We start from the raw sequence: 25,205 nt of genomic DNA, 5'->3' as shown, positions 1-25,205 counted from the left end.
CGGAATTTTAAAAATAGTAAAAAAAATACTTCTCCCTCCCTATTTATTATCCAGCCACACCACTTTCTGTTCCGATACATGATCCTGTCCGATAATATCCTTGTACAGTGTCGGTCTTCTTGCTTTCAGGTACCGGTATCCGCCTGCCTGTGTAAGTTTTTCAGGGGTGATAACGGCGATGGCGATATCGTTGTCCAGTTTTCTGCATTCGACAATAATATCTCCAAACGGATCAAGGATCATTGCACAGCCATTCTTCAGCTGGTCATCATCCATCCCGATAGGATTGGAGAATACCGCATAAATAGCATTGTCATATGCCCTTGCCGGTAACCATTTCATCAACCAGCTTCTTCCTTTCAGTCCGTCAAACTCCAGTCGCAACGAAGTTGGATCTGCTTCCCGGTTGTACCATAAAGCAGGATCAACAAAACCCGCTCCCGGCCGGGACGACGGCGTACACATCGTTACATGTGGCATGAAGATAATATCGGCGCCCAGCAGTGCGGTGGCTCTTACATTCTCAATGATATTGTTATCATAACAGATTAAAATACCGCATTTCCATCCCAGCAGGTCAAAAACAATATATTCATCTCCCGGTGTCAGGTGTGGATTTATAAATGGATGGAGCTTTCTGTATTTAGCCACCAGCCCGTTTTTATCCACACATACATAAGCCTTGTATAATTTATCTGCTGCGTCTTTCTCAAATAGTCCGGCTAAAATAATGATATCGTGTTCCCTTGCGATTTGAGTCAGTTGGATAATACTGGGGCCATCAGGAATAAATTCCGCCACCTCCAGCAGCTGTGCTTTGGAAAGTGGCCGGGCAAACGTATAGCCGGTAATGGAGCATTCATGAAATGCGATCACCTGCGCGCCTTCAGCAGCAGCCTTTGCCGACAGCTCACTGATCACCTGTAGGTTGTAGGCCTTATCATTACTTTTATTTTCGAATTGCGCGGTGGCTATTTTTATATTTTCCATGGTATTATATCTATATCAATAACTAAGTACCTTTATCTTCTTCCCGGCTTCGCAATCTCTGATCAGTTCTGCTAACCGCTTTTCACTGGTGGCGGCCTGTTTGGCACTCATCACCCAATGAGTAGCGGGTTTTCTGTAGGATGGCGGCATCGACTGAAAATATTCCCACGCTTTTTTATTGGCTTTGAACTGCGCCTCAAATGCCGCAGAAAATTTCACTTCTTCTTTTTCATGGGAGTAAACTCTCGACCTGCTTTCCTCGCGTTTGTTGAAAGCGGCTATGCCCGCAGGCATCATCAATCCCTGCCTGGTAAGGTCTTCCACTTTTTTGATATTGACAGCACTCCAGATGCTTCTGGGTTTTCGTGGCGTAAAACGGATGTAATAACTTTCCGCGTCAATTCCTTTGCGTACGCCATCGATCCAGCCATAGCAAATGGCTTCATCCACTGATTCGGACCAGGACATACTCTTTTTGCCGCTACCTACTTTGTAATAGCCTACAACCAGTGCTGTTTCTTTATGGTGATGCTTTTTCAGCCAGCTGCGGAATGCAGCAGATGTCTCAAAAAAAATGGGTTCGGTATTCATTTTTCAAGGATGCTTTATGCTGCAAAAGATAAACATTTTTCTGACATCACCATTTCACATCCCATAAAAATGCGGGCTATTCAAAGGCTGTTGCTTTGCCAGGCAGGCGGTCTTTTAGGATATTAACCCATCCAAATCCTCCTCCTTTAAAATGGGTTTCACAAAAACCTATCTATTTGTTAGCTTTGGCCGAGAACCAGCAAACATGAAAGATTACAAAAAGTACTTTAACATACCAGCACTTCCGGAAGAAGTATTCGCAGCATTGACCAATCCGGCTACCATACAGCTCTGGACAGGTGAACGCGCGGAAATGTCCACAGAACCGGGCTCAGAATTTTCCATGTGGGAAGATAGTATTGTAGGCAAAAACCTCGAATTTGAGGTCGGCCGGAAAATTGTGCAGCAATGGTATTTCGGGGAAGATGAAGAAGCGCCTTCAATCGTCACTATTATCCTGCACCCGGGCAAAAAAGGGACCGATGCGGAATTGAGACATACCAATATACCAGATGAAGCCTATGAGGATATTGTAGACGGATGGCAGGAATCGTATTTTGGTGCGCTGATAGATTTTTATAAGGAGTAGATTGAACTGTATATACTCCGTATCCGATAGTAAAGCCAGCCTGATATTTCTGAAAACAGGTGGATTTAGTGTTAAGCATAAGTTAATGCCGGGCTATATCATGCATTTACCAACAATAATGATACGTTCACGGAATAAGCCATCGCACTAACGCAGATGCATATATCTTTGGTTCAGGTTTTTCATAGGATATGGTTAAAATATTAGGGGGCGGTATTCTTACCATCCCTTTTTTTATTCCCTCAAATGCACCTCCACACTAAGTTCCACACAATCTTACATGCTCTCTGATACAGCCGGCTAACCGTTAATGGTTGGTTAACGCCGGGCTATTTCATGCATTCACTAACAATAATGATACGTTCACGGAATAAGCCATCGCACTAACGCAGATGCATATATCTTTGGTTCAGGTTTTTCATAGGATATGGTTAAAATATTAGGGGGCGGTATTCTTACCATCCCTTTTTTTATTCCCTCAAATGCACCTCCACACTAAGCTCCACACAATCTTACATGCTCTCTGATACAGCCGGCTAACCGTTAATGGTTGGTTAACGCCGGGCTATTTCATGCATTCACTAACAATAATGATACGTTCACGGAATAAGCCATCTCACTAACGCAGATGTATATATCTTTGGTTCAGGTTTTTCATAGGATATGGTTAAAATATTAGGGGGCGGTATTCTTACCATCCCTTTTTTTTATTCTCTCAAATGCACTTCCACACTAAGTTCCACACAATCTTACATGCTCTCTGATACAGCCGGCTAACCGTTAATGGTTGGTTAACGCCGGGCTATTTCATGCATTCACTAACAATAATGATACGTTCACGGAATAAGCCATCGCACTAACGCAGATGTATATATCTTTGGTTCAGGTTTTTCATAGGATATGGTTAAAATATTAGGGGGCGGTATTCTTACCATCCCTTTTTTTATTCTCTTGGAAGGACTTCGCAATAATGGAATATTCACCAGCCAGATCAACCACATTCAAAGAAGTAAATTTCAATACTACTGATAATAAAAAAATCACCTCTTTTATTGCTATAGATAGCCTATTTCTAAGTTAGCTTAGATACTAAGGCCAAAAAAATTTGGCACACCGCACTTCTGTGAGAAGAAAGCATCGTAGGCAAAAACCTCGAATTTAAGGAAGACAGGAAGATTGTACAGCAATGGTATTTCGGGGAAGATGAAGAAGCGCCTTCGATCGTAACTATTATCCTGCACCCGGGCAAAAAAGGGACCGATGCGGAATTGAGACATACCAATATACCAGATAAAGCATACGATGATATTGTAGACGGATGGCAGGAGTCGTATTTTGGTGCGCTGATAGATTTTTATAAGGAGTAGAGGGGAGCTGTAATGCTTGTTAATTTAGGTTAGATTTTTTGACAAGTAGAGAGCCCCTCAAAATACATCTCGCTTTTAGCGACAACTTATAAAGTAAAAGTACTCAAAGGAGTGCTTTTACTTTGCCTTAGGCTTCTTTCCTTTGAGAAAGTCATTAAATACAAATCATTTCCAGCCGTTTTATTCTATTGGCCATAACCGGTGAATCTATGTCATATAAATATCAAGTAGGAACAATTAATTAAAAATGTTTTGTTTAAAACAAAACATCAATGATATTTTATAAAAATATATTTTTTGTTTCATTGGGAAAAATTACGTTACTTAGGCTTGATGATGATTTAGAGTAATAGTAATTAACCTGATACCTATTATAATGTCCCGATTTTCAAATTGTATATTGCGTGCTATCGATCTCTTTTAATGCTCAACATCAGAATAAAGATCTCAAAAATGCCATTATTAGAATCATTCTCCCTTATGTAAATTATGCATCAGTACTTAGAAACTAACCAGGATTTCAAGCCCGTTATCAAGACAAGTATTATGTACTATCATGATATCTATGATATTGCATCTGCTTAAATAATCAAAAATATATAACGAAAGCCTGTAAAAAAGATAATGAATCATTAAGGTTTTCAGAATCTTGCTACTATACTTTAGTAGTATAAATAATTAAGCTTATTACACTCTAACTATCCAAAATGTAACGAATATGCGAGCCCTTTATACCTTGTTTCTTTTCCTTATCGTCACAATATCTTTTGCCCAGGTAATGCCACCTCGTGAGTTTTACACAAACCCCAAAGTTATACCTAATTCTCCCGAAGCAGGTTCTCTATTTAAGATATCAGATCTACCTTTAGATTATACTTCGGGTGCAGCAAATATTCAAATTCCTTTGTGCAATATTTCTATAGGGAAGATTAATGTGCCAATTACGATAAATTACTCAACAGGAGGGATAAAAGTACAAGACATTGCCAGTATGGTCGGATTAGGTTGGTCACTAGACTACGGCGGTATCATTACCGTTCAGGATGAAGCGGCTACACAGTTTAGATTTGCCAATGCACCTGTTAAAACACAGGGACAGGCATTGCCTGTAAAGAATCATTATGATTATCTATGGAAAATTGCAAATGGATATGCACAAAAGGAAAACCCGATATATTATTTTAAATGCGGAAAGCTTTCAGGTTATTTTTTCTACGATATAGATGGAAATATTCAAACATGCTCTGATAATGAAGGACTAAAGATAGTAAACGTTACAGGAGGCCTTACAGTTCCCAACAGCTTTAAGATTACATCGGATGAAGGCTTGGAGTATTTATTTAATATTCCCGAATTGTCTTCCGTGCAAGGTAATTCGGTTCCTAGTGCTCTCTTATTAGCACAGATAACTGATTTGAGCAGTGGTCGTAAAGTAGTTTTTAAGTATGTATCCAAGCCTACATATAGTATTTATGTTGATAATTATTCACAATACTATACCTATTATAAAGTGTATGCTCAGAATACCTGTGAGTGGCCTGATTATAACACCTTCGCATCCCGAACAGCAACACTGATGAGTACATTGCAAATTGATAGTATTCTTTATGACGGTGGATATACCAAATTCGATGCAAGTAGTGACAGGTTAGATATGGACAAAGTGCGAATAACAGGTATACGGCAGTATGCGCTTAATGGTTTTAAAATTAATGATATTAAGTTTAAACAATCCTACTTCTACAATTCAGAGAACTCCTATGGCGAATCATCAAATTATCGGTTAAAACTGGATTCTATAATTTTTCCCGAACAAACAGCAGCTGAGACAAAATATGCATTTGAATATAATACGGCAGTATTGTTGCCTCCTTATAGAATTGCGCATCCGGCCGTGAACTATTTGGATAATGCTGTAAGTGTTGATTATTGGGGATTTTATAATGGAAAGTATAACAACAAAGGTCTGATTCCAACAGAAATAGCAATCGCACAGGGATTTAATCCCAGTCCCATATATAGCAACAATTGGGGAGATAGAAATTCTGACAGTAATTATACCAGTGCCAATATTTTAAAGAAGATTATTTATCCTACGAATGGATATACTCTGTTTCAGTATGAGAATAACCAGGTTGATAGTAGTATGTTTGGTAAAGTAGTTGGAGGATTAAGAGTTAAAAACATCTCCTATTTCGATCAACCTAATGCTATAAGCCCTAGTTCGAGACGTAGTTTCAAGTACTTAAAAGGATTTCTTCTTAGCGCCATAGATTTTTTCCCGTTTACTTATGAGAAAATAAAGGGATCTCACCAATGCGGAAGCTCCGGAGCGGACGGCTTAGTTACCTTGTATTACACAAAAACTATTTCGGGTGAGCCATTAGGTTCATTTGCATATAATAATAATGTACCTGTATTTTATAAGGAGGTAGAGGAATATAGAACTAACAATGGAAAGGATAATGGAAAAACTTTCTATGATTTTGATTATACGAGTCCTTTATATGCTGGTTGCTTGATTAAAGAATATGGGAATCGCTATTTGATTGATAATAAATGGGAACAAGGACAGTTAGCAAGGCAAATTGATTATAAAAGTCTAAATGGATCTTATGTAGCTGTTCAGAAAACCATCAATGAATATACTAAGTTTAAAACTGCAATGCCGAAAATGGGACTTCACGTATCAAAAAATGATGTAGGAGTAGGCTGTTATGACCTGGTTGGATCCGGTGGTGAATATTTCTATAGTACTTGGATAGATGCCTATTCACAGTACTATTTTGCTTTTTTTGATGCATATAAGTATATTGGGTCTAAGAAGCTGACCAGGAGCATAACTACACTCTATACTGAAGCTGCAGATTCCATTGTTAATCAAACTGATTACTATTATGACAACCCTTCTTACTTGCAAGCTACCCGCATAAAACAAACAAGAAGCCGTAATGATCATGAAGTAACCTTTCTGGCATATCCACCGGACTATGCAGACATGTCAGGTTTTATCAAATCAATGAAAGATGCGAACTATCTGGCATCACCTATTGAAGTTGTAAAATATCGGGATGATGGTAATAACCAAACTATAATTTCAGGGAATGTTTCGATATATGAAGCAACCTCCAGTGCTTTTAAACGCCAGGATCTAGTGTTGGAAAATGAATCACCTGTCCCTATAGCGAATTTTAAATTCTCCAATCGTGCTGCCGGGCAAGCTTACCCATCAGGTATATCTTCTGCTTTTAGCATAGATCCGCGATATAAACAGGTTCTATCCTATGATACTTATGATAATTTCGGAAATCTAACATCCTTTCATCAAAACAATAACGTTCAGGAGACATTTATATGGGGTTACAAGGGGCTATATCCCGTAGCCAAAATCATTGGAACCGACTATAATACAGCTATACAATATGTTAATCTATCGGTACTCAATAGTCCTGCTACCACTGAGACACAGATGAGGACTGAATTAAATAAACTTCGGATTAATCTTCCTACAGCGATGGTCAGTACATATACCTATGCACCAATGGTTGGTATAAGCAGTGAAACTGATCCTTCTGGGAAAACTATATTTTATGAGTATGACAAAGGTAATAGATTAAAACTGATACGAGATCAGGACGGAAAAATACTGAAACAGATTACATATCAATATCAGCAACCAATTAATTAAAATTATTTGTGGGGAATTAAGACTTTGGTAGACAATTTTTTAATTGTTAACTGAATGTCTAAAAATAAGTCTAAAAGGCAATCTGACTTCAGCAGGAAGCTTAGAGCGACACCGTATCAAACTGAATACGGCGACCAACTGTATCTAGGATATAAATAACCTCTGAGAGAGACCTCAAAAAACACCCAAAATAGTCGCTTCATATTTTCTATGATATCCAGGGCTAATGACTATATTTCAAGTATTACCGTCCATGAAACTAGAATTGCATATCTCTCTTTTTTAGATTATCTCTACAGTATCATTTACTCGAACAAAAATATCCAAGATCATAACTGAACTACGCAAGCAAAAAGGCTCGTCAAAAACAGACCTGGCTGTTGAGAGTAACGTATCCAGAGAGATTATAGGCAAGTATGAGCGCGGGGATGCTACGCCATCTATCGATTTTGCAAAACGGATTGCTGACGCGCTGGGCGTATCGCTGGATTATCTCGTGGGTGAAGGGATTAACGCTCACTTTGATAAAAAAACACTGCAACGTATCCAGGACATTGAGAAGCTCGACGAGGACACTAAAGAGAAGGTGTATTTTCTCATCGATAATAATATCATCCAGAACACTAAAGCAAAAAAAGCTTTTAACTCATAATAGAAGAGCCGCAAGGCATTGCCTGCGGCGCTTCTTCTACATCTCTTTATTTCTGATAATGTTCTTTATACCATTTATGCCACTCCTCCCAATCCCTTTTACTAAAACTCAACTTGCCTAACAGAGTCCCATCCGACTTCGATTCTATTTTCGTTTTTTCTTCCATAAACGCTATCTGCTGAGTACAGCAATAATAAATAGTGTCCGTTATATTAGCATTAACAACGGAGTCTAATATTTTAAAGTGATAATCAAAAAGGGAATCGCGCCCATTCTTAGTTGAAGCACTATCCTTTTTTTGTGCAAGAGTACAACTCGAACAAATGAACACCAAAATAAATGGTAAAGTATTTTTTATCATTATTGATCAACTTTAGTGATATTCCCGTTTTTAAGATGTATTGTAACTGTTTTAACTTCTCCGCCTTTGCTATAATTGACTTTAACACTACCGGTAACCCCTCCAGCATCAACTTTAACATTATTAACCTGAGAGCCATTATCTCTCTTATAGCCTGTTATCGTTTCTTCTGTGCCCAATGCTTTTTTATGAGCATCTGTATAATTCGTTCCGTTCAGTTGCTTGTCTGATTGTTCTACGATTTCATGTGCAAGAGTGCTAGGTGCAGACATAACAGGGCCTTTTCCAAATGATGATATATCACTAACATCAATTTTACCTGATGCGTAACTACCGCCAATTACGCTTTTGTCATTCTGAACAACCTCAACATTAACCTTTCCCGTTTCTATAACTCCTGACACATCTTTGTAAAAAGCTTTCTGCTCTGCCGTCATTTCTCCCTTTTTCCCCGTCGGACTTAAGGTTACGTTGCCATCCTTTGCTACATTAGTTTTATAAAACCCTCCTGTCCCTGTATTCGTTATTTGGGCATATTGAGTTTTGGCCGCCTGACTTCCGCTAACAATTAATGTATCTCCTAAAAAATCGGAGCTTTTGATCGGATTATTACCCATACTTGCATAAGGACTTTCCCAGTCTGTTGGCTTCGGATCTATTTGCCACCATCTTCCTATCTGCGGATCAAGGTTTCTATAAAACGCATCATACTGATTGAGGTCTAAATCCGTCGTATGCTCTATACCGTTGAACTCTTTTCTGTTCTTTGAGTATTGTGTCCCTTTCAACGCATTTGAACTTATCCCCGCCATCGTCAACCCAAACGGATAATAATGTGTCTCCTCCAACAAAGGCCCCGAAGTAACGCCTAGTATCACATTATCAAAGAACACATCCTGCTCCGTTTCATTGCTGGTGTATACATATAGAAAACCGCTTTTTGTAATCGGCATCTTGTCTACTGCCAGCGTTTGCAACTCATCAGGGGTTCCTTTTACCTGCTTTACACCACTGTTGTCGTCTACTAAATTAAACTGATCATCGAACAAAACAAAATTAAGGTAAGCTTTGGGTTTATCCTGCCGGTTCTGATCCGGATCCTTTTGCTTGAGACGCTGGTAGTTATTATTATAAAAGTCATTCGTAAAAGGAGTATTGTTATCCGGACTAGTTGCTCCATGATCACTGCCACCGGAAGCTGCACTACCAAAGGCTTGTACTAAACCAGCTATCATATCCTCTGCGGGGGGTGGTGTTTTACCGGTTACAGGGCCTTGCGATTTGTAAAATGCCTTAGCACCTATCTGAATAGTGTCGCCGGCCATTACCCGCAAAACCAGGGAGGGTCCAATCTTTTTACCATCTGCTTTGGCATTGAGTTTGGCTACAAAGGAATTTTGGTTTGTTGTTTCGTCCTGGGGATAACCAACAGGTTTATCTGCCCGTGTTTCATCCACATTGCTAAATAGGGTCGTCTCAACCGGCGCTTTCTCGGTTTCCATGGTGGCGGCATACATACTGAACTCAGTTTGTTCTGTCAACACCATGCGTACATTACCCAGGTGATCCTTTACAAAATAGTCATACTTATAGCCAACCGGAAAACCCGGTTTGAATATAGCGCGGATACGGCCCTCTTCATGACCAGCAAACTGTAGTGTATCATTTTGATACACAAAACCACCTATATAATCGGTTGTTGTGACTTTCGCCGGTGTTACCGTATTATCTGTAACTATCTTTCTGAGTTTGGTACCGGCTGCATCATACTGATAGGTGATAGTACCCTTACCGGTTATGCTGATACTTTGTGGCAGGTTCAGGTGATTATAGGTGATGCTGCTGATACTTTTATTCAAATCCTGCTTAAGATTGCCATTTGGATCGTAACTATAATCAACATCTGTTTTATTGCCATCTATAAAATCTCCCAGTTTCGCAGAGCTGGTATTGATGGGATCAGCAACTGCTTTTAATCTATTACTATTGGGAAAATAACTGTAAGTCAGCTGATCAACCATCTCCGGTATAGTGCTGGTTTTACCTTTCTGCGTCATGCTACCTATATTACCATTGGCATCATATGTCAGGTTACTCACTGAAAAGTCCGTGACGGACTTATCCCAGACGGTACCAACGCTGTTCGCCTGCGTATAATCTGCCAATGTTATACGGTTAGCTTTGTCATAGCCATAACCATAGGCGCGGGCAGCGCCATCAGCACGGCTTTTCCATTTGGCTCCGGCGATATTCCCGTTGAATTGATTCGCAGTAAAGCCATAGTCATAACTCAAATCCTGACCAAACCAATTACTCGTGCTATTGTTAATAGCAACGAAATTTTTATTGATACTTTTAAGCCACCCACGGATATTGTATTCATAGTTCAGTGTTTCAAGCTGACTAGTAGTACCGGTTACGCCTAAACGCTTTGCTTTCAGCTGCCCCAATTCATCATAGCTGTTTAAAGCGATGGTTCTCAGAAGTGTATCATTGTCATTCAGTCGTTTCTTTAGGGAGTCCAGACGGCCAGCTGCGTCGTAGTGCATCATAGTCAGCATGGTGGTCTGGGGGGTAGTGCCGCTACGCTGGTTTTTATGACGTACATAAGTGCTCAATAGCTTACCATTGAAGTCATACAGACTGGTTGCGATATCCAGTCCTCCGCTGATATTATCTGACAGCGTCTGAATCACCCTGCCTTTGTCGTTATAATAAATGGTGGTTGTTAGCCATTGATTCGTATCAAGTACCTTTACTTTTGTGCCTGTCACCATGCCCTGTACCATATTACTCTGCGTTGCTGGCAGCGGTTCTGCATAAGGGTTACTGCCAGCCTGCGGTTTGGTAATATCGGTACTGGCATAGTTCTGCTTTCCGGCAAAATCATAAGCACTATAGAAAGTATAAGTCAGTGGTGTTAACGCGCTGACCGGAATATTGGGCAAGGGGTTGGTAACCGTAATAGTTGTACTACCATTATTAATGGCAGTATTAATTTCTGCCGTAATCTCTGCTCCCGTGCCCGAATCAAATCCATCCTGCAAAGTGATACTATTCGTTGCCTGGTAAAGATTTTTTCCATCGTAGTTCCCAAGTACCAGATCAGCAATACCAGGGAAAGTATAGGGAATAGACTGTGTATTGGAAGTGGCGCCATCCATGATTGTCTGTAACCCGATGCGGTCCTTTCCAGGTGCGTTATATAGGGCCGTCATTGTTGGCCGGTTCAAACCATCATAAAAGGTAGTCATCCAGTTATTCAGTCCTTTCATATTACCATCCCGTGAAAACACAAGGCGGTCACGCACATCATACACCATTTCTGTGGAGTCAGCGCCCGGCACTTTCTTCACGATCATCCGGTTACGACCATCATAACGATAAATAAAACAAAGCTCAGCTGCAAGGGCAGGACTGATAACCCACGTACTGGTAATGGTTGCTAATGCCTGGGGAGAAAGTACAAAACGCAGATTACCCAGATCATCGTATACATAGTAGGTACATAACCATCCCATATGAGCGGTACCGGGTGTGGTAGCCAACTGCACTTTCTTTAATATAACCTTGCCTTCCTTGTCTTTGTATTCCACCAACTGGCTACCAGCTTCGTCAATAGTTATATTTTTATACAACTGGCCAGCAGCATAGGTTCTACCACTTGCACTCGTGGGGATGATGCCGTTAGCAGCCAAATCCCAGATCCTGACAGAATCAGCAACCGTATTCACCAGGTACTGGCTTTGCATAGGGCGATTACCACCTCTCTCCACTGATGATAGATCATTCTTTGCCCAGCTATTACCTGGTGCATATGTTTTGAGTACACGATTCAAGGGAGACGCTTCATAATCAACGCGGCTATAATAAATACTTTCTCCACCTGCACCTGGCATTAGGGTTGCAGACTGATAAAATGCCTTCTGCCCATTGAAAGGATCCGTTTTGAACTTACCATCGTTAGTGCTGCCTGATTGTGGTACATAAGGCAGGTATTTGAATTGTTCCCGGCCGAATTCGTCATAGATCACAGGAGCAACTACATCCTTTCCTGTAATACTGGTTCCCTTTGATACTGTTTGAAGTGGTCTGCCCAGTCCATCAAAATACTGGGTGGCCTGCTTAACTTCTGATACAGTGCGGTTAGTAGCAACAACCGCAGCTGTATCGGTTGTAGGCATACTGGGCTCCCACGTACGAATATAATTGATTGTTGTATTGGTATAAGCTGCCGGAACACCCACAGGCGTAGCTGCAGGCCGGGCGGCGCCACCAGGAGACTGGGCTTGCAAACCAGCGCATAATAATACCAGCAAACTTGTTTTTACGATATAGGAGAACATGTTATTCATATATATACTTTTCAATAGGGTCCTTATTGGGTAACAGGCTTTTGATATTGGTAGTCGTATTGCTTTATAATCTTACCATTTGAGTCTTTTATAAGTCTTAAACGGCCCAGGGAATCATATTCATAATATGTAACTTTCCCCACAGGATCTATTACACTGGTTGCACCAACCAGGAGCTTATAGGTATAGGTTGTTACCAAGGCGTTTTGCAGGTTGGTCCGCAGCTTTTGCAACTCCGTCTGCAACGCCTGATCATTAGCAGGATTGTCCAAAATACTCTGGCTAATATATTGCTTAGCCGTATTATAGTCGCTGCCAATAATGCTGGCCACGGGATACTGAGAATTATAACCCCATAAGTAGATTTCGGCTACATTATTTATTTTCTTTTGTTCTATTACATTTCCAACAACATCATATTTTATATCAACCTTCGGCTGATATGCGTTCGGGAGAATTCCACCAGGGTCTGTTTGGCTAATTATTTGGGGACCGCCAGGTAATTCCAGTTGAAATATTTTCACCGGGGTAATTATATTATTGCTTGTATCAAACTGCGTAAATGTCCCCCCTGTTGTAAGTGTACCTTTCAATGTACGTTGTTCCACTGGCACAGCAACCATATGAGTCGATTGCATTTTCTGCAACCAACCATTACCAGAAATAGTATAATCAAATGGATAAGTATATGAATCAATTAGTGTATCCTTTTTACTGTCAATAACGCTTTTTTTGCGGAGTAATGAATTGAAACTATTCCCACTACCACTTGCATAAGCGTAATATGTAGTTGTTATAATAGAATCGGTAGATGTATAGATTCTCTCAGTAGATTGCAATGGTAATATTGACAAAGAGCGGAAGGCCGGATAAAAATAATTCGTCGCTCCATATATTTTGGGGAGCCCTTTCAGACAAATTTGAAAAATGCCATTGGAACTCGCATAAATCCTGTCTCCCCATATAATTCCACCTATCCCCGTACCGACACCCTGTTCAGTATACGTGGTTTCAAGTTGCTTTACAATCTTGTAACCTCCAGTTAAAGCGTCAAAAGAATAGTCAATAGATTTTGTCAGCTTTCCATTTGCCTGATCAAAGAAATTTTTAACCCCTGCTGGCTTAAAATCAAAAAACAGATCAATACTCAAATTGTCATTAGGGATTCCTGCACCAGGTATATTAAATATAGGAAGATTAGATAATCCAAGCGGCATCATTTCACTTCCGTTGGATGTGTAATACATTTTGTAAATATTGGGTCTGTAACTGCTATTCACATATGCCTCCAGATGCCTAATCTTCCCTTGTTCAATGATAACACTATCATATCCAATATTAGCACTCGCATCTGACGTTGATTTAAGCATAAGTTGATAGGGCACAACTCCTAAAGTGGCGTCAAAATAATTGGGCCGCTCCATCATCTTTCCCGTAGAATAAAATTCAGGGATACCATTATGGTTATTATCCGCAGTAAAATGATAAATATAGTTGATGGATGATGCTAAATTGCCATCAGAAATATAGCTGGAAATGTTTCTGATTCTCAATCCGCCTGCATATTTATACATAACACTATCCGTATTCTGATCATTCACCCTAAGCCAATCTCCTGTTATATTATAGTATACAGCATTCTTGTCTACATCATTGCCACCAAAAGATATTTGTACCGTATAATTCCCGACAGGAAGCCTTCCCCTGATGGGAGTTGGAGAATAGGTGTTGTCTCCATTATTGGTTAATTGGCTATAAGCGTTGAAACTTGTCTGCCCCACTACTGTTCCCCCGGCATTTTTAAGCGTGATAACAGTGTTGGTAGTAGAAGGATAAGTGTTACTTCCTCCCTTTAATATTTTCAATCGTAGCGTAACCAGTGCCACTGCATCACCAGGTAGAATATCACTGGCAGATATATCCAAACTGAATGATTGCGTATATCCGGGTGGAATGCCGGAAACTCCTGTAATAAAGGCAATACTCTTGTTATTGGGGGTATAATCATAGAAGCCGGAATTAGGATCATGCACAAAAGACTTCTTCTTGTCATAGGTATTCTGTTCAAACGTAAATTGGGTATAACCACCAGTAGGATAAATTATTTTCTCAAGCATAAATGCTTTGCTGTAATTGGTGTCGATTTCCCTGTTTGCGCCGAAATTATGCATATAATATCTTTGCGGAATCTCGCTATATAGTATATTGCTATTACTGAAATCATTAGGATTATCCGGTACGCAATCATAAACAGGGGGTGCGGCAACACGTATCAGACCAGGAAAGGCCCAGTACAGGTCTGGCAATATCTTCTTTCCATTGGATGCATTGTTGAAATATCCCCAATGATCACGGGAAGTACTGTTTTTTACAGGAAGAAGGTTTTCATTATAAATGAATTTATGTGAAAGCGTGAGTTGATTGTCGGGTGAACTTTCTCTTAGCTCAGTTAATTTTAATCTTTTTGTGATCCAATTGCTGTCTGGTAGTCCTGATGTGTTGTACCATAGCGCACCTCCTAAATCGAGCGTGTTACTAAGTGGGGCATTTGCAGTAAAATAGTCCTGGATCAAATTTATCTTCTTTATTGTCGCCCCTTTTGAATCTATCACATTTACCGAAACTAGCCTTTTATCTCCCTGAAGATCCAATCTGCTATCATAATTAAAATATACATTGCAATTTGTAGATGTAATACTGCTCAACAACAAATTTCTATAATTATTACGTGGAATCACACTTTCCATAGGTAATGTATCAAGAATTGTAGGAGCGCCTGGTTGTACAGGGATTGGATACTTACGTACTGACGGTTGATTGAGGGTGTATGTATACCCGGTTTTCGATTGTGTATAATTAAAATTAACAACAGTACCTTTCACCGTTTTGATTTTAGTCAGATACCATGCTGTAATATGATTCCGTGCAGGCACAGAACCTCCGCCAGGACCCGCTTCAATTTCACAACTTTCAAATTGATCAAAATAATAAATTGTTCCGTCATCTGTTGTAGCAGATATTGTACAGTCTATTCCAACCCTGCTCGCAGTAGTGGTGTCATTAACCGTATATGGAGCAATTTTGAATTTTATCTTAATATTAGAAGATGGATCTTCAAAAATCGCCGCCGTATCCTTTTTTTGCAGCATAAACTTCCCACTATTTCCAAGAAGATTATAATAAAAAATATCCGGCTCCAAATCAAGTGTAACATTGGTCATACTCGGATCTACTGTGAGTCCAAGTTTATTTGATATATCATAAGTATAACCTCCAAAGCGAAGACTCAAAGCATTTACAAGTGGTAAATAAGGAAATCCTAATAAGTCAAAAGAATTCGGTCCTAAACTCTGTTGCCACAAGTCATCCAATCCTAAAACATTCCTACTGATGGAGCCTCCGGCGTTTAAGCTCCACCCCAACCCAACTCTTGATGCCTCTTCATCAACTTTAATACCACCACCATGATAAGAGATAGAAATGGGCACCGTCAGGTCTTTCAACTGGATAGTATAGAGTGGAATATTAATATTTGGTACACCCGTGTATGTACCCACTTTAAAATCTCCATATTTCTGTATGGAAGCTGCGGTGGGCGACGGGCCAATTACTTTAGACAATTGAATTTCAGGAGTTGTTTGCCCGACCCCTCTATAAGATATCAACATTAATACTAGAAATATATATCTCATAACCCTATTTACTATTTAATCAGGTCTAATATTTCATCTTCTAATAATCCTTCGATCCCAGAGAACTAAAATCTTTCTCGTGCCTCTCTTAAAAGTTATACCCCATCCTCACTTTCACCGGGTCCGTTCTCGGCACATGCTGATTATATAAAAAATCAAACAGCACCATCATATTTCCTTTCATTTTGCTATTGATTTTATACTTCTTACTGATCCCGATCAATCCACTCTGTGTCCATTGCTGCCCTACGCCTTCAGGCAATGCGATATAGTTGGGCTGATAGTTTTGCTCATAGCCGCCATTAAGAAAAAAAGTTCCTTTCAGTTTCCAGTCTATGAAGGAGCGTATGCCCATACCCTGACTGCTAAACCGGATGTTATCAAAACCGGTACCCATGCCTAGTTTATAGGCAAGGCCCGCACCTATACTCCCATTTTTATGAAACTTATAAGCTACCTGCCCAGCCAGATCACCGGTGGTGGGGAAAAATTTATTACTACGTTGAAACTGAATATTACTGCCGAACTCCAACCGTTGCAGGAAACTTTTTGTCTTCATTTCATTGGGTTTGAAATCCGGCATCTCTGCGGCATTATCAAGATCCGGGAACTTACTTTTCAATTCATCAAATTTGCTGCGGGCTTCCGCCATCTGCTGACTTACAACAGCTCCTGCATTAGGGCCGCTACCCAGCCGTTGCTGGATCAATTGCTCCACCTGGACACGGGTTTGTAATCCTTCCAGGCTCTGTGCGGCTGCATCGCCGGTTGGCATATTAAACAGACTTGCCAACTGTGAATGTTTTTGCATAAAGTCATTAAAAGCAGGTATTTTCTTAATGATGCCCATCGCCTGCTGCTCTGCCTTCTTTCTATCTTTAAACACCTCTTTATATTCCTTTATCTGCTGTGCATAGTAGTAAGCCTCCTTATTCATCTTTTGCAGATCCTTGGTAAAGCCTGTATACTGACTCAACTGCTCCTTCAGCAATTGTTTACGTTCACGGATAAACGCTTTTACCTGTTCTGCCTGTTGTAATTTATCTTTCAGGTTGTCTACAGCTTTCATAGAACCATTCAACTTATCTGTGATGCCCTTTGACTGCTGCAATAAATCTTTCGATTGCTTCAAAAAAGCGAGCGAATTACCAAGACTATCCAGATAAGGGCCGCCAGCCTGCGTTAACGGGCCTGCATACTTATCCAGTTTGCTATGCATTTTAGCTTTAAGACTGCCTAAAGAATCAATGGAATGCGCAAAAAGATTATTTGCTTTAAGGGAGTCAATACGGCCCAACCGCCGCTTCAGCTTTTCTTCCTGCTTCATGAAGCGGCTCAATACTTTATCACTACGCGCAGTAATCTGCCGTTCCAGCTTATCTGATTTTTGCTTTACCTGTGAAAGATACTTTCCGGGAACCTGGTCTATTTTATGGATCAGGCTATCCTGCGCGTAAATAACGCTGGAAAGAAAAAAAAGCATAATTACCAGTGAAGATAAAAGTTTCATACACCTACATTAACATAAAATTTAAAAAACTACCTGGGTCTCTCCTGATGCAAAGCCTGTAATACTTCCACTTTCTTATTCAGCTCAATAATATAGAGCGTCAGCTCTTCCACCTTTAACATAAGCAGCCTGTTCATCTCTCCTACGTCTGACCCATCGGTCATTATTTCTTCCTGAGAAGGTATATCCGGTAAGCGTTTATTATTCCTGACAAACCTTTCTACATACGATAATGAAGGAAGAGGATAGTCTGCTTGAAATACATAATCCGGCCAGGGACTAAGCTGGGTTATTTTCAATTTTCTTGCGCCAATAGTCCCTTCCACCAATAATTTATACTTGGTAGGATCAAAGTTCAAACCACCTATAGCAATTGAATTCTTCACATTCAGATTCCCCAACCATCCAGGTACATTACCTGATCAATATCAGATGAATAGTCAATAGCTCCGGCATCATGTGCCAACCATCGGAATTTGAAATTGTGATTTTTAACACCTGTCAGCCCCATATTTATAGAACCATTGGTCTGATGAATGAATCCGGATCTGAAATTGGCACTAAACAAACAGGTTGTTATTTTATTTGCATACACATTTGGAAAATCAATGGTGCTGTAAGTGACAGTTTGCGCTTTCACGTCAATAGTTGCCATCAATATCAATAACAGTACAAACCCTTTCATACCTTACTATTTAATTTCAAGTTTTTCCACCCGGCTTCTTAATAAATTATTCTCCTTTTTCAATTCTATCATATACAGTGTCAATTCCTCTATTTTTTGAAGTAGCATTTTGTCCATATCACCCAGATCTATTCCATTGTTATTTACTTCTGCCTCAGATGGGATACCCGGCAAATGTTTATTGTCAAGAATAAATTCTTCTACAGCAGTAAGAGAAGGCAATTGATATTCAGGATGAAATACATAATCAGCCCAGGTGCTTTGTTGTACCTTTACCTTGCGGGCGCCAATAGTGCCTTCTACGGCCAGTTTATGCGGCCCGGTGGTTAAGGTTCCAATGCCCACGCTACCAGCAAAATAATTCAGACCTCCTCCGTTGAAATATGCCGAATGGTTATAACTTGAACCCATTGTGTTCACATAGGTATCTACGGTTGTTTTAAAAGAATGGGCAGGCCCGCCTACCTCCTGAAAAGGGAGTGGATTCAGAACCCCATCATAAATTACGGGGCTCACATTAAAAGTACACGTATAATTATAGGTCGTATTTCCCCTAAGCCAAATGATAATACGGGCATTAGCATTACTCACTGAAGCATCTCGCCATCCTGCTATAAATGGCTTATATCCTAAGTTAGGGTTATTATATTGGCGCAAGTCCGCATCAATAAAACCGGAACCACTTCCCCAATTAGTAATATGGAACCGGAATATGGCTGTCATTGATCCGCGCCAGGAACTATCAAGATGAACATTTGAACGACCAATCTGCAACTCAGGGGCAACATTGGCGTTCCACCCCGCATCCAAAAAAGTAACAGGATAAAATTTATCTATGCCGCCACTCACTTTAAAAGTCCCTGTAACACTTTGAGCATAAGCCATGTGGCTAATGATCAACAAAAAAACAAAAAGCAAGGTTTTATAAACTTTCTCCATACAGGTTTTATCTTTTATAAAATTTGAAGAATTATTGTTGCTGTATTATTCTCTCAAGATCATCCACCCTGCTTTGTTGTTTTAATGCCTCTTTCTTCATATCAATGATATAAAGTGTCAATTCTTCTATTTTTTGTAATAATTTACTGTTCATATCTCCGAGGTCTATGCCTTCCTCTTCAGCTTCCTTAGCAGATGGAATACCCGGGAGATGCTTGTTAAGGGAAATATATTTTTCTACGTCCGTTAAGGAATGAAGTTGGTACCCAGGATCGAATACAAAATCCGGCCACGTGCCATAAGACTTAACCTTCAGCCGGGTAAAAATGCCGCTGCCATTCACAGCCAGTTTATATCCTTTGGTATCTGTAGTACCAATGCCAACATTCCCGTCTGCCTTTACTATCATTAAGCTCTCACCATAATTACTCACTGCTAATACATTATTATTTAATAGTTTGCTAGCGGTTTTAGTCCTGCCATCAAGGACAACAGCAGCGCCACTGGCATCTGCTGTTGATGGTACAATATCCTCTGCTATACCGGTAACGTATATCCCGAATGGTCGTCCGGGTGCATAGGATTTGCCAACCAGGCTGGGAATGAAAGAACCAGGAGCACTGGTGTTATTTATTATGCTCAGAGATCCATCCGCAGCCGCAACATTTGTCTGTACGAATGTTGCAAATGGACTCCCCTGTACTGCTGTGACATGCAGTTTTGCGAGCGGGCTGACTTCACCTATGCCTACATTTCCATTGCTCAGAATTCTCATTTTTTCAGTAAGCAAATCCTGCGACCTTCCGGTAGAGGTCGAAAAAACAAGGTCCATTCCCTGGATCAGTGCATTATTGGCATAATAGGTATTAATCCTTTCAGCTCTTATTCTTGCACCTATCTGATTCGGATCAATATCGCGCCAGGTATGAAAATCTATATTATATCCCCCACAAACACCATTAACAGGGACTTCTATTTTCCCCCGGTCATTGGCGGTCCCAATTCGTATAGAAGAAACACTATCTGTCGCCAGCGTTGCAATTTGTAACTTCCCTTGAGGGACGCTTACTCCTGTGCCAATACCTACATTACCTGTTGTGGGAAAGGTGTTATTTTGAGCACCACTGTTTTGGGCAAACAAAAGAATAAGGGCTGCAATTATTTGATATTTCATATTTGAGGGTATAGGAACTTTACAGTACTAAAACTATATCTAAGAGAATCCGGTTCTAATAATTACGAAGAATAAGGGTATTCAAACATTATAGGCTTTTTAAACAAACTTTGAAATAAAGGAACCAATAAAAAGGGACAAATCATATACAACCATAGTTGTAATTTATAGACATTCGTAAAAAAATGGAATCACGAAAAAACTACAGCGATGCAAAGTAATTGTATCAGTGCTTTTGCTCCAGCATTTCCATGCGTTTATTTAATTCCAGGTTATTATTCTCTAAACGAATAATGTACAATGTCAGCTCCTCTACTTTCTTTAACAGCAACCGATTCATTTCACCAAGATCCAATCCATCAGCCTTCACCTCTTTTTCAGAAGGGATTTCCGGCAAATGCTTATTCACCCGGATAAAGTTGGCTACCGCTTGTAAAGACGGAAGCGCATAATCATCATGGAATACATCATCAGCCCAGGTTTCCTGGGTCACCTTTACCTTGCGGCCGGCTATTGTTCCTGCTACAGCCAGCTTATATCCAGTTGAATGCGGTGTTCCAATGCCCACATTTCCCGAATTACTGATAGTTAGTAATTGTCCGCTTTGATTACTGAAATTGAATCCACGCTGTGAAGAATTATTATTAAAATTTACCCCATCATCATTTAGCCCTATATTCAATGTATAACCGGAGCTGGAGGTTCCTGTGGCAAACATTATCTGCTGTTGGCCATTCACAACATGCAAACGCGCACCTGCATTTGTAACACCTATCCCTACGTTACCTGCAGGAGAAATGTTCATATCTGTTCCAGTCCCATCGCCACCCAACAGAAGCCCGGCAGCGGTAGTTCCATACAGCTGTGCATCTGCCCTTGTAAACCCTATACTGTAGGCTGTACCACCTTCCGTTAATCCCAACCTAAAATCACCCCTTACATCCAGCAACTTTGTCGGAGCATCAGTGCCAATACCCACCTTTCCGGGAAGTAAAGGATATGAATTTTGTTGTGCATATACCTGGGTAGCAGAAAACAGCATAATAATACTTGTGCAAATAGCTCTCATACTTTTTAACACATAATATACAATTATAATATTAAATCGCAAAAAATCTCCCCGACCCATCAGGCCAATCCTTAAAATCAAAAAAATCCTGGTCTTATTCCACCTTATACTTAAAACTTTTATCCAGCCATTCGAAACTGATTTCCGCTTCCAGGATAGGATGTAGTTCCAATCCGGTCAGACCGCCTTTTTCATATGCGGCGGCTACGATGCCCTGTTGATGTGGTGTCAGGTAGGGGGCATGGGTACGCAGGAAATTGCGGCAGTTTTCTTTAAAGTCGCCGTCAACAATTAGGTCAGGGGTATTGGCATCCATGTTGGTTACAGCTTCCAACATCTGCGAAAAAATAAAGTCCTGCAGGTTTTTAGCGAGAATGACTGCTTCATTTTCATCACGCATTACCTGTACAATCGGAATGTCTTCTCCGTTTTGCAGATTATAATAAAAAGCGTACCAGTCGCCGGTGCTGTTAAAGGCAAATGGTACGAAGCGGTGCGTTTTATCAGCTAAAGGAAAACCATCTTCCAGTTCTTCCGACATGCCTTCACCATCCATCAGTTCAAAGTTGTTGGCAAATAGTAGCAGCGGCGGTGATCCTTTTAATCCGGGGTATACGTCATTGATCCATTCGTGATTCAATTCACCCCAGTCAAGCATTCCGTCTTTGTATAGTCTTTTATATAAAGATGGATAGGTAAAATGATATTCCTGTTCCAGCTCTTCCAGTATGGTCATCTCTTAAAATGTTTTCTACCGGCAAGGTAAATCTTATTTAGCGGCTGCAATGGCTTTTCCGAACGACCGTTCTCCCTGTTTGTTGTAAGGATTCATGATAAAGGAAAGGATGCTGCCGTCTTCTTTTAACTCTATTACACGGAAACCGCGGTAGCCGGTTCCCCAGCTGCCACCGATGTGACCATCAAAAAGGAAAGGTATTTTATCGTTGAGCATTTTCACGCTGTCTTCATCATGGTCATGACCGTTGAATACGGCCCTTACATTAGGGTATTGCTGGATCAGCGCCTGGAATTCGGGGCAGTCTACGGCGTGCTTGGTCCATTTAACCGGCGTGATGTGCAGGAATATAAAGATGTTGGGGGCATGTTTGTATTGGTCCAACTTGCGGGTAAACCAGTCCATATCCGGACAAAGATATTTGCCGGTGATGTCGGCGGTGTCGCCCAGCAGGATGACCTGGTCTTTTACCACTACGTCGTGGTTCAGGGGGAAGCCCCAGGCCTGTTCCCAGGCTTCCGGCGTAACCATGTCGTGGTTGCCACGGGTGACGAAAACGCGGGGATGGATTTTTTTCAACAGGGCGGCGGCAGGTGACAACAAGGCCGGGTTGTTATGGATAACGTCCCCGTTCAACACAAAAAACTCGCAGGGATGGCTGCTTTCATAGGCATGAAAGGCCGTTTGCAGCTCCTGGTAGAACAGGTCATACTTTGTATCAGGCTGACCATAATGCCAGTCGGACCCGATGGCAAAACGGAACACCGTTTTACTGTCGAAATGTTGGCGGGTGGCTGCGGATACTATTTTTCCACAAGCCTGAATGACTATAGCGGCAGATACGCCCCTGAAAAAATCGCGTCTGTTCATCATACAATAAAAGTAAAAATTCAACCGGTGATTATATCATCTCCGGAAGAGATTAATGAAAAGATAAAATGATGACAACCCCCGAAAAAAATTGTCTCCCTGGCAAACATATATAACATCTCCATCATAAAATACAAAAAATATTGATCCATGGCTGATGCAGACTTTCTTCCCTACTTCCCAAACTTTCAATTTATTCAGAAAGAATTGTAATCGGATTGTTAATTTGACCAAAAACATGCATTTTCTTCCCCTGCTTAACTGTTTTGATTGTAACTTTGCCCCTCGAATAAAAAGAGGGTTATGTTTAGTAGCAAGCGTACGTCTGAAACAGGTCCGGATGTGGTTTTAATAGGCGCCGGTATAATGAGCGCCACACTGGGAATGCTCCTGAAAGAGCTCCAACCCGAACTCACCATTGCAATTTATGAGCGACTGGATATGGCTGCCGCAGAAAGTTCCGACGCATGGAATAATGCAGGTACCGGCCATTCCGCATTTTGTGAACTGAACTATACTCCGCAGAAGCAGGACGGATCAGTAGATATCAAGAAGGCTGTAAATATTGCTGAACAATTCGAAGTCTCCAGGCAGTTTTGGGCCTACCTGGTAGCAAATAATATCGTTTCCAACCCACAAACCTTTATACAAAGCATTCCCCATATGAGTTTTGTTTGGGGAGATGAAAATGTGGATTACCTGAAAAAGCGATACAAAGCCCTGCAGCAGTGTCACCTTTTCAATCGGATGAAATATTCCGAAGATAAGACCCAACTGGAACACTGGATGCCGCTGGTAATGGATGGTCGGGACCCTTCACAGAAAGTAGCGGCTACCCGCATGGAACTGGGCACCGACGTAAATTTTGGAGCACTCAGCCGCGCGCTGTTCAACCACCTCGAATCACTGGAAGGCATCAGCCTCCATTTCAATCACGATGTACGTGACCTGAAAAAAGCAGAAGACGGTAGCTGGCAGATCAAAGTAAAGAACCGCGAAACCCGCGAGAAACAAGTCATTAAAACAAATTTCGTATTCATTGGCGCCGGTGGTGGCTCTCTGCCCCTGCTGGAAAAATCAGATATACCGGAAGGAAAAGGCTTCGGCGGTTTCCCGGTAAGTGGTCAATGGCTGCGTTGCACTAACCCGGAAATAATTGAACAACACCAGGCAAAAGTATATGGCAAAGCCTCTGTAGGCGCGCCGCCGATGTCGGTGCCACACCTGGATACCCGCATGATAGACGGAGAAAAAGCATTGCTGTTTGGCCCCTACGCCGGATTCTCCACCAAATTTCTGAAAAACGGGTCTGTGTTTGATCTTCCTTTATCTATCAAAGCCAACAACATTCACCCCATGGTGTCTGCCGGCCTGGATAATATCCCCCTCACGAAATATCTCATCGCACAGGTACGCCAGAAGCCGGAAGACAGGCTGGATGCCTTACGTGAATATTTCCCCGAAGCACAGATGGAAGACTGGGAACTGGAAATCGCAGGTCAACGTGTACAGGTGATCAAAAAAGATCCTGAACATGGTGGTATCCTCGAATTCGGAACGGAAGTGGTAAGTGCGGCAGATGGCTCCCTGGCCGCGCTGCTGGGCGCTTCTCCCGGTGCATCTACCGCCGTTTCTATCATGCTCAACCTGTTGAGACGCTGCTTCAAAGAAGACCTGGAAACAGAAGCATGGCAGATCAAGCTGAAAAAAATGATCCCCTCTTACGGGCAATCACTCCTCAATAATCCAACGCTCTGCAATGAACTCCGCAAATGGACCACTGAAGTCCTGGAACTGGAAGAGATGCAAACTGCATAAAGAAAAACATACTAAATAACACCCCGGACCAAAACGGTTAACCGTTTTGATCCGGGGTGTTATTTTAATTTAATAAGGACTCCTACGGCAATGCCCACACGTAATATGGACTTTCCCCC

17 protein-coding genes are annotated in these 25,205 nt (G+C 41.1%); 5 read left to right on the top strand and 12 right to left on the bottom strand.

Going from position 1 to position 25,205, the window contains the following annotated elements:
* Positions 1-39: 39 nt before the first annotated feature.
* Together ABQ275_RS00760 and ABQ275_RS00755 are read right to left on the bottom strand one after the other, a co-directional pair.
* The gene (locus ABQ275_RS00760; protein ID WP_349316349.1) at positions 40-990 is read right to left on the bottom strand and encodes a nitrilase family protein; all 951 of its coding nucleotides are present in this window, start codon (positions 988-990) and stop codon (positions 40-42) included.
* Between the two features lie 15 nt (positions 991-1,005).
* Positions 1,006-1,581, bottom strand: coding sequence for a YdeI/OmpD-associated family protein (locus ABQ275_RS00755; protein ID WP_349316348.1), 576 nt, complete (start codon positions 1,579-1,581; stop codon positions 1,006-1,008).
* A gap of 205 nt (positions 1,582-1,786) precedes the next feature.
* Here ABQ275_RS00755 and ABQ275_RS00750 point away from each other — a divergent pair, with 205 nt between their 5' ends.
* The 4 genes from ABQ275_RS00750 (at position 1,787) to ABQ275_RS00735 (ending at position 7,877) form a co-directional block, all read left to right on the top strand.
* Positions 1,787-2,170 (top strand): SRPBCC domain-containing protein, encoded by a 384-nt coding sequence (locus ABQ275_RS00750; RefSeq protein ID WP_349316347.1) that lies wholly within the window; start codon positions 1,787-1,789, stop codon positions 2,168-2,170.
* A gap of 1,136 nt (positions 2,171-3,306) precedes the next feature.
* Entirely contained in the window at positions 3,307-3,537 is a 231-nt protein-coding gene (locus ABQ275_RS00745; protein WP_349318812.1) for an SRPBCC domain-containing protein, read from the top strand.
* Positions 3,538-4,255: 718 nt separating this feature from the next.
* On the top strand, positions 4,256-7,225 hold the full coding sequence (locus ABQ275_RS00740; protein ID WP_349316346.1) for a hypothetical protein: 2,970 nt from the start codon (positions 4,256-4,258) through the stop codon (positions 7,223-7,225).
* A gap of 286 nt (positions 7,226-7,511) precedes the next feature.
* Positions 7,512-7,877: a helix-turn-helix transcriptional regulator gene (locus ABQ275_RS00735; RefSeq protein WP_349318811.1), complete on the top strand. Its 366-nt coding sequence runs from the start codon at positions 7,512-7,514 to the stop codon at positions 7,875-7,877.
* 360 nt (positions 7,878-8,237) lie between these two features.
* On the opposite strand, the gene ABQ275_RS00730 is transcribed toward ABQ275_RS00735, so the two are convergent.
* The 10 genes from ABQ275_RS00730 to ABQ275_RS00685 form a co-directional block, all read right to left on the bottom strand.
* The gene (locus ABQ275_RS00730) at positions 8,238-12,593 is read right to left on the bottom strand and encodes a DUF6443 domain-containing protein (RefSeq protein ID WP_349316345.1); all 4,356 of its coding nucleotides are present in this window, start codon (positions 12,591-12,593) and stop codon (positions 8,238-8,240) included.
* A 23-nt stretch (positions 12,594-12,616) separates the two neighbouring features.
* Complete coding sequence (locus ABQ275_RS00725; RefSeq protein WP_349316344.1) at positions 12,617-16,285, bottom strand: hypothetical protein; 3,669 nt, start codon at positions 16,283-16,285, stop codon at positions 12,617-12,619.
* Positions 16,286-16,373: 88 nt separating this feature from the next.
* Complete coding sequence (locus tag ABQ275_RS00720) at positions 16,374-17,795, bottom strand: hypothetical protein (RefSeq protein WP_349316343.1); 1,422 nt, start codon at positions 17,793-17,795, stop codon at positions 16,374-16,376.
* A 29-nt stretch (positions 17,796-17,824) separates the two neighbouring features.
* Positions 17,825-18,181, bottom strand: coding sequence for a hypothetical protein (locus ABQ275_RS00715; RefSeq protein ID WP_349316342.1), 357 nt, complete (start codon positions 18,179-18,181; stop codon positions 17,825-17,827).
* Positions 18,182-18,183: 2 nt separating this feature from the next.
* Positions 18,184-18,480: a hypothetical protein gene (locus ABQ275_RS00710; protein WP_349316341.1), complete on the bottom strand. Its 297-nt coding sequence runs from the start codon at positions 18,478-18,480 to the stop codon at positions 18,184-18,186.
* A gap of 6 nt (positions 18,481-18,486) precedes the next feature.
* The gene (locus tag ABQ275_RS00705) at positions 18,487-19,419 is read right to left on the bottom strand and encodes a hypothetical protein (RefSeq protein WP_349316340.1); all 933 of its coding nucleotides are present in this window, start codon (positions 19,417-19,419) and stop codon (positions 18,487-18,489) included.
* Positions 19,420-19,450: 31 nt separating this feature from the next.
* Entirely contained in the window at positions 19,451-20,593 is a 1,143-nt protein-coding gene (locus ABQ275_RS00700; RefSeq protein ID WP_349316339.1) for a hypothetical protein, read from the bottom strand.
* 226 nt (positions 20,594-20,819) lie between these two features.
* A complete protein-coding gene (locus ABQ275_RS00695; RefSeq protein ID WP_349316338.1) occupies positions 20,820-21,662 on the bottom strand; it encodes a hypothetical protein in 843 nt (280 codons plus the stop codon).
* 94 nt (positions 21,663-21,756) lie between these two features.
* A complete protein-coding gene (locus ABQ275_RS00690; protein WP_349316337.1) occupies positions 21,757-22,398 on the bottom strand; it encodes an SMI1/KNR4 family protein in 642 nt (213 codons plus the stop codon).
* 33 nt (positions 22,399-22,431) lie between these two features.
* Entirely contained in the window at positions 22,432-23,271 is an 840-nt protein-coding gene (locus ABQ275_RS00685) for a metallophosphoesterase (protein ID WP_349316336.1), read from the bottom strand.
* A gap of 300 nt (positions 23,272-23,571) precedes the next feature.
* Here ABQ275_RS00685 and ABQ275_RS00680 point away from each other — a divergent pair, with 300 nt between their 5' ends.
* Positions 23,572-25,086 (top strand): malate:quinone oxidoreductase, encoded by a 1,515-nt coding sequence (locus tag ABQ275_RS00680; RefSeq protein WP_349316335.1) that lies wholly within the window; start codon positions 23,572-23,574, stop codon positions 25,084-25,086.
* Positions 25,087-25,205: the final 119 nt, after the last annotated feature.

This window comes from Chitinophaga sp. MM2321 (assembly GCF_964033635.1).
Classification (GTDB): Bacteria; Bacteroidota; Bacteroidia; order Chitinophagales; family Chitinophagaceae; genus Chitinophaga.
Note: the sequence above shows the minus strand (reverse complement) of the source record. Positions and strands in the feature narration are given on the sequence as shown.

Excerpts from the sequence above, each read along its gene's own strand:
- ABQ275_RS00760 (WP_349316349.1), bottom strand. The coding sequence starts at position 990 with ATGGAAAATATAAAAATAGCCACCGCGCAATTCGAAAATAAAAGTAAT.
- ABQ275_RS00755 (WP_349316348.1), bottom strand. The coding sequence starts at position 1,581 with ATGAATACCGAACCCATTTTTTTTGAGACATCTGCTGCATTCCGCAGC.
- ABQ275_RS00750 (WP_349316347.1), top strand. The coding sequence starts at position 1,787 with ATGAAAGATTACAAAAAGTACTTTAACATACCAGCACTTCCGGAAGAA.
- ABQ275_RS00740 (WP_349316346.1), top strand. The coding sequence starts at position 4,256 with ATGCGAGCCCTTTATACCTTGTTTCTTTTCCTTATCGTCACAATATCT.
- ABQ275_RS00730 (WP_349316345.1), bottom strand. The coding sequence starts at position 12,593 with ATGAATAACATGTTCTCCTATATCGTAAAAACAAGTTTGCTGGTATTA.
- ABQ275_RS00725 (WP_349316344.1), bottom strand. The coding sequence starts at position 16,285 with ATGAGATATATATTTCTAGTATTAATGTTGATATCTTATAGAGGGGTC.
- ABQ275_RS00720 (WP_349316343.1), bottom strand. The coding sequence starts at position 17,795 with ATGAAACTTTTATCTTCACTGGTAATTATGCTTTTTTTTCTTTCCAGC.
- ABQ275_RS00710 (WP_349316341.1), bottom strand. The coding sequence starts at position 18,480 with ATGAAAGGGTTTGTACTGTTATTGATATTGATGGCAACTATTGACGTG.
- ABQ275_RS00705 (WP_349316340.1), bottom strand. The coding sequence starts at position 19,419 with ATGGAGAAAGTTTATAAAACCTTGCTTTTTGTTTTTTTGTTGATCATT.
- ABQ275_RS00700 (WP_349316339.1), bottom strand. The coding sequence starts at position 20,593 with ATGAAATATCAAATAATTGCAGCCCTTATTCTTTTGTTTGCCCAAAAC.
- ABQ275_RS00695 (WP_349316338.1), bottom strand. The coding sequence starts at position 21,662 with ATGAGAGCTATTTGCACAAGTATTATTATGCTGTTTTCTGCTACCCAG.
- ABQ275_RS00690 (WP_349316337.1), bottom strand. The coding sequence starts at position 22,398 with ATGACCATACTGGAAGAGCTGGAACAGGAATATCATTTTACCTATCCA.
- ABQ275_RS00685 (WP_349316336.1), bottom strand. The coding sequence starts at position 23,271 with ATGATGAACAGACGCGATTTTTTCAGGGGCGTATCTGCCGCTATAGTC.
- ABQ275_RS00680 (WP_349316335.1), top strand. The coding sequence starts at position 23,572 with ATGTTTAGTAGCAAGCGTACGTCTGAAACAGGTCCGGATGTGGTTTTA.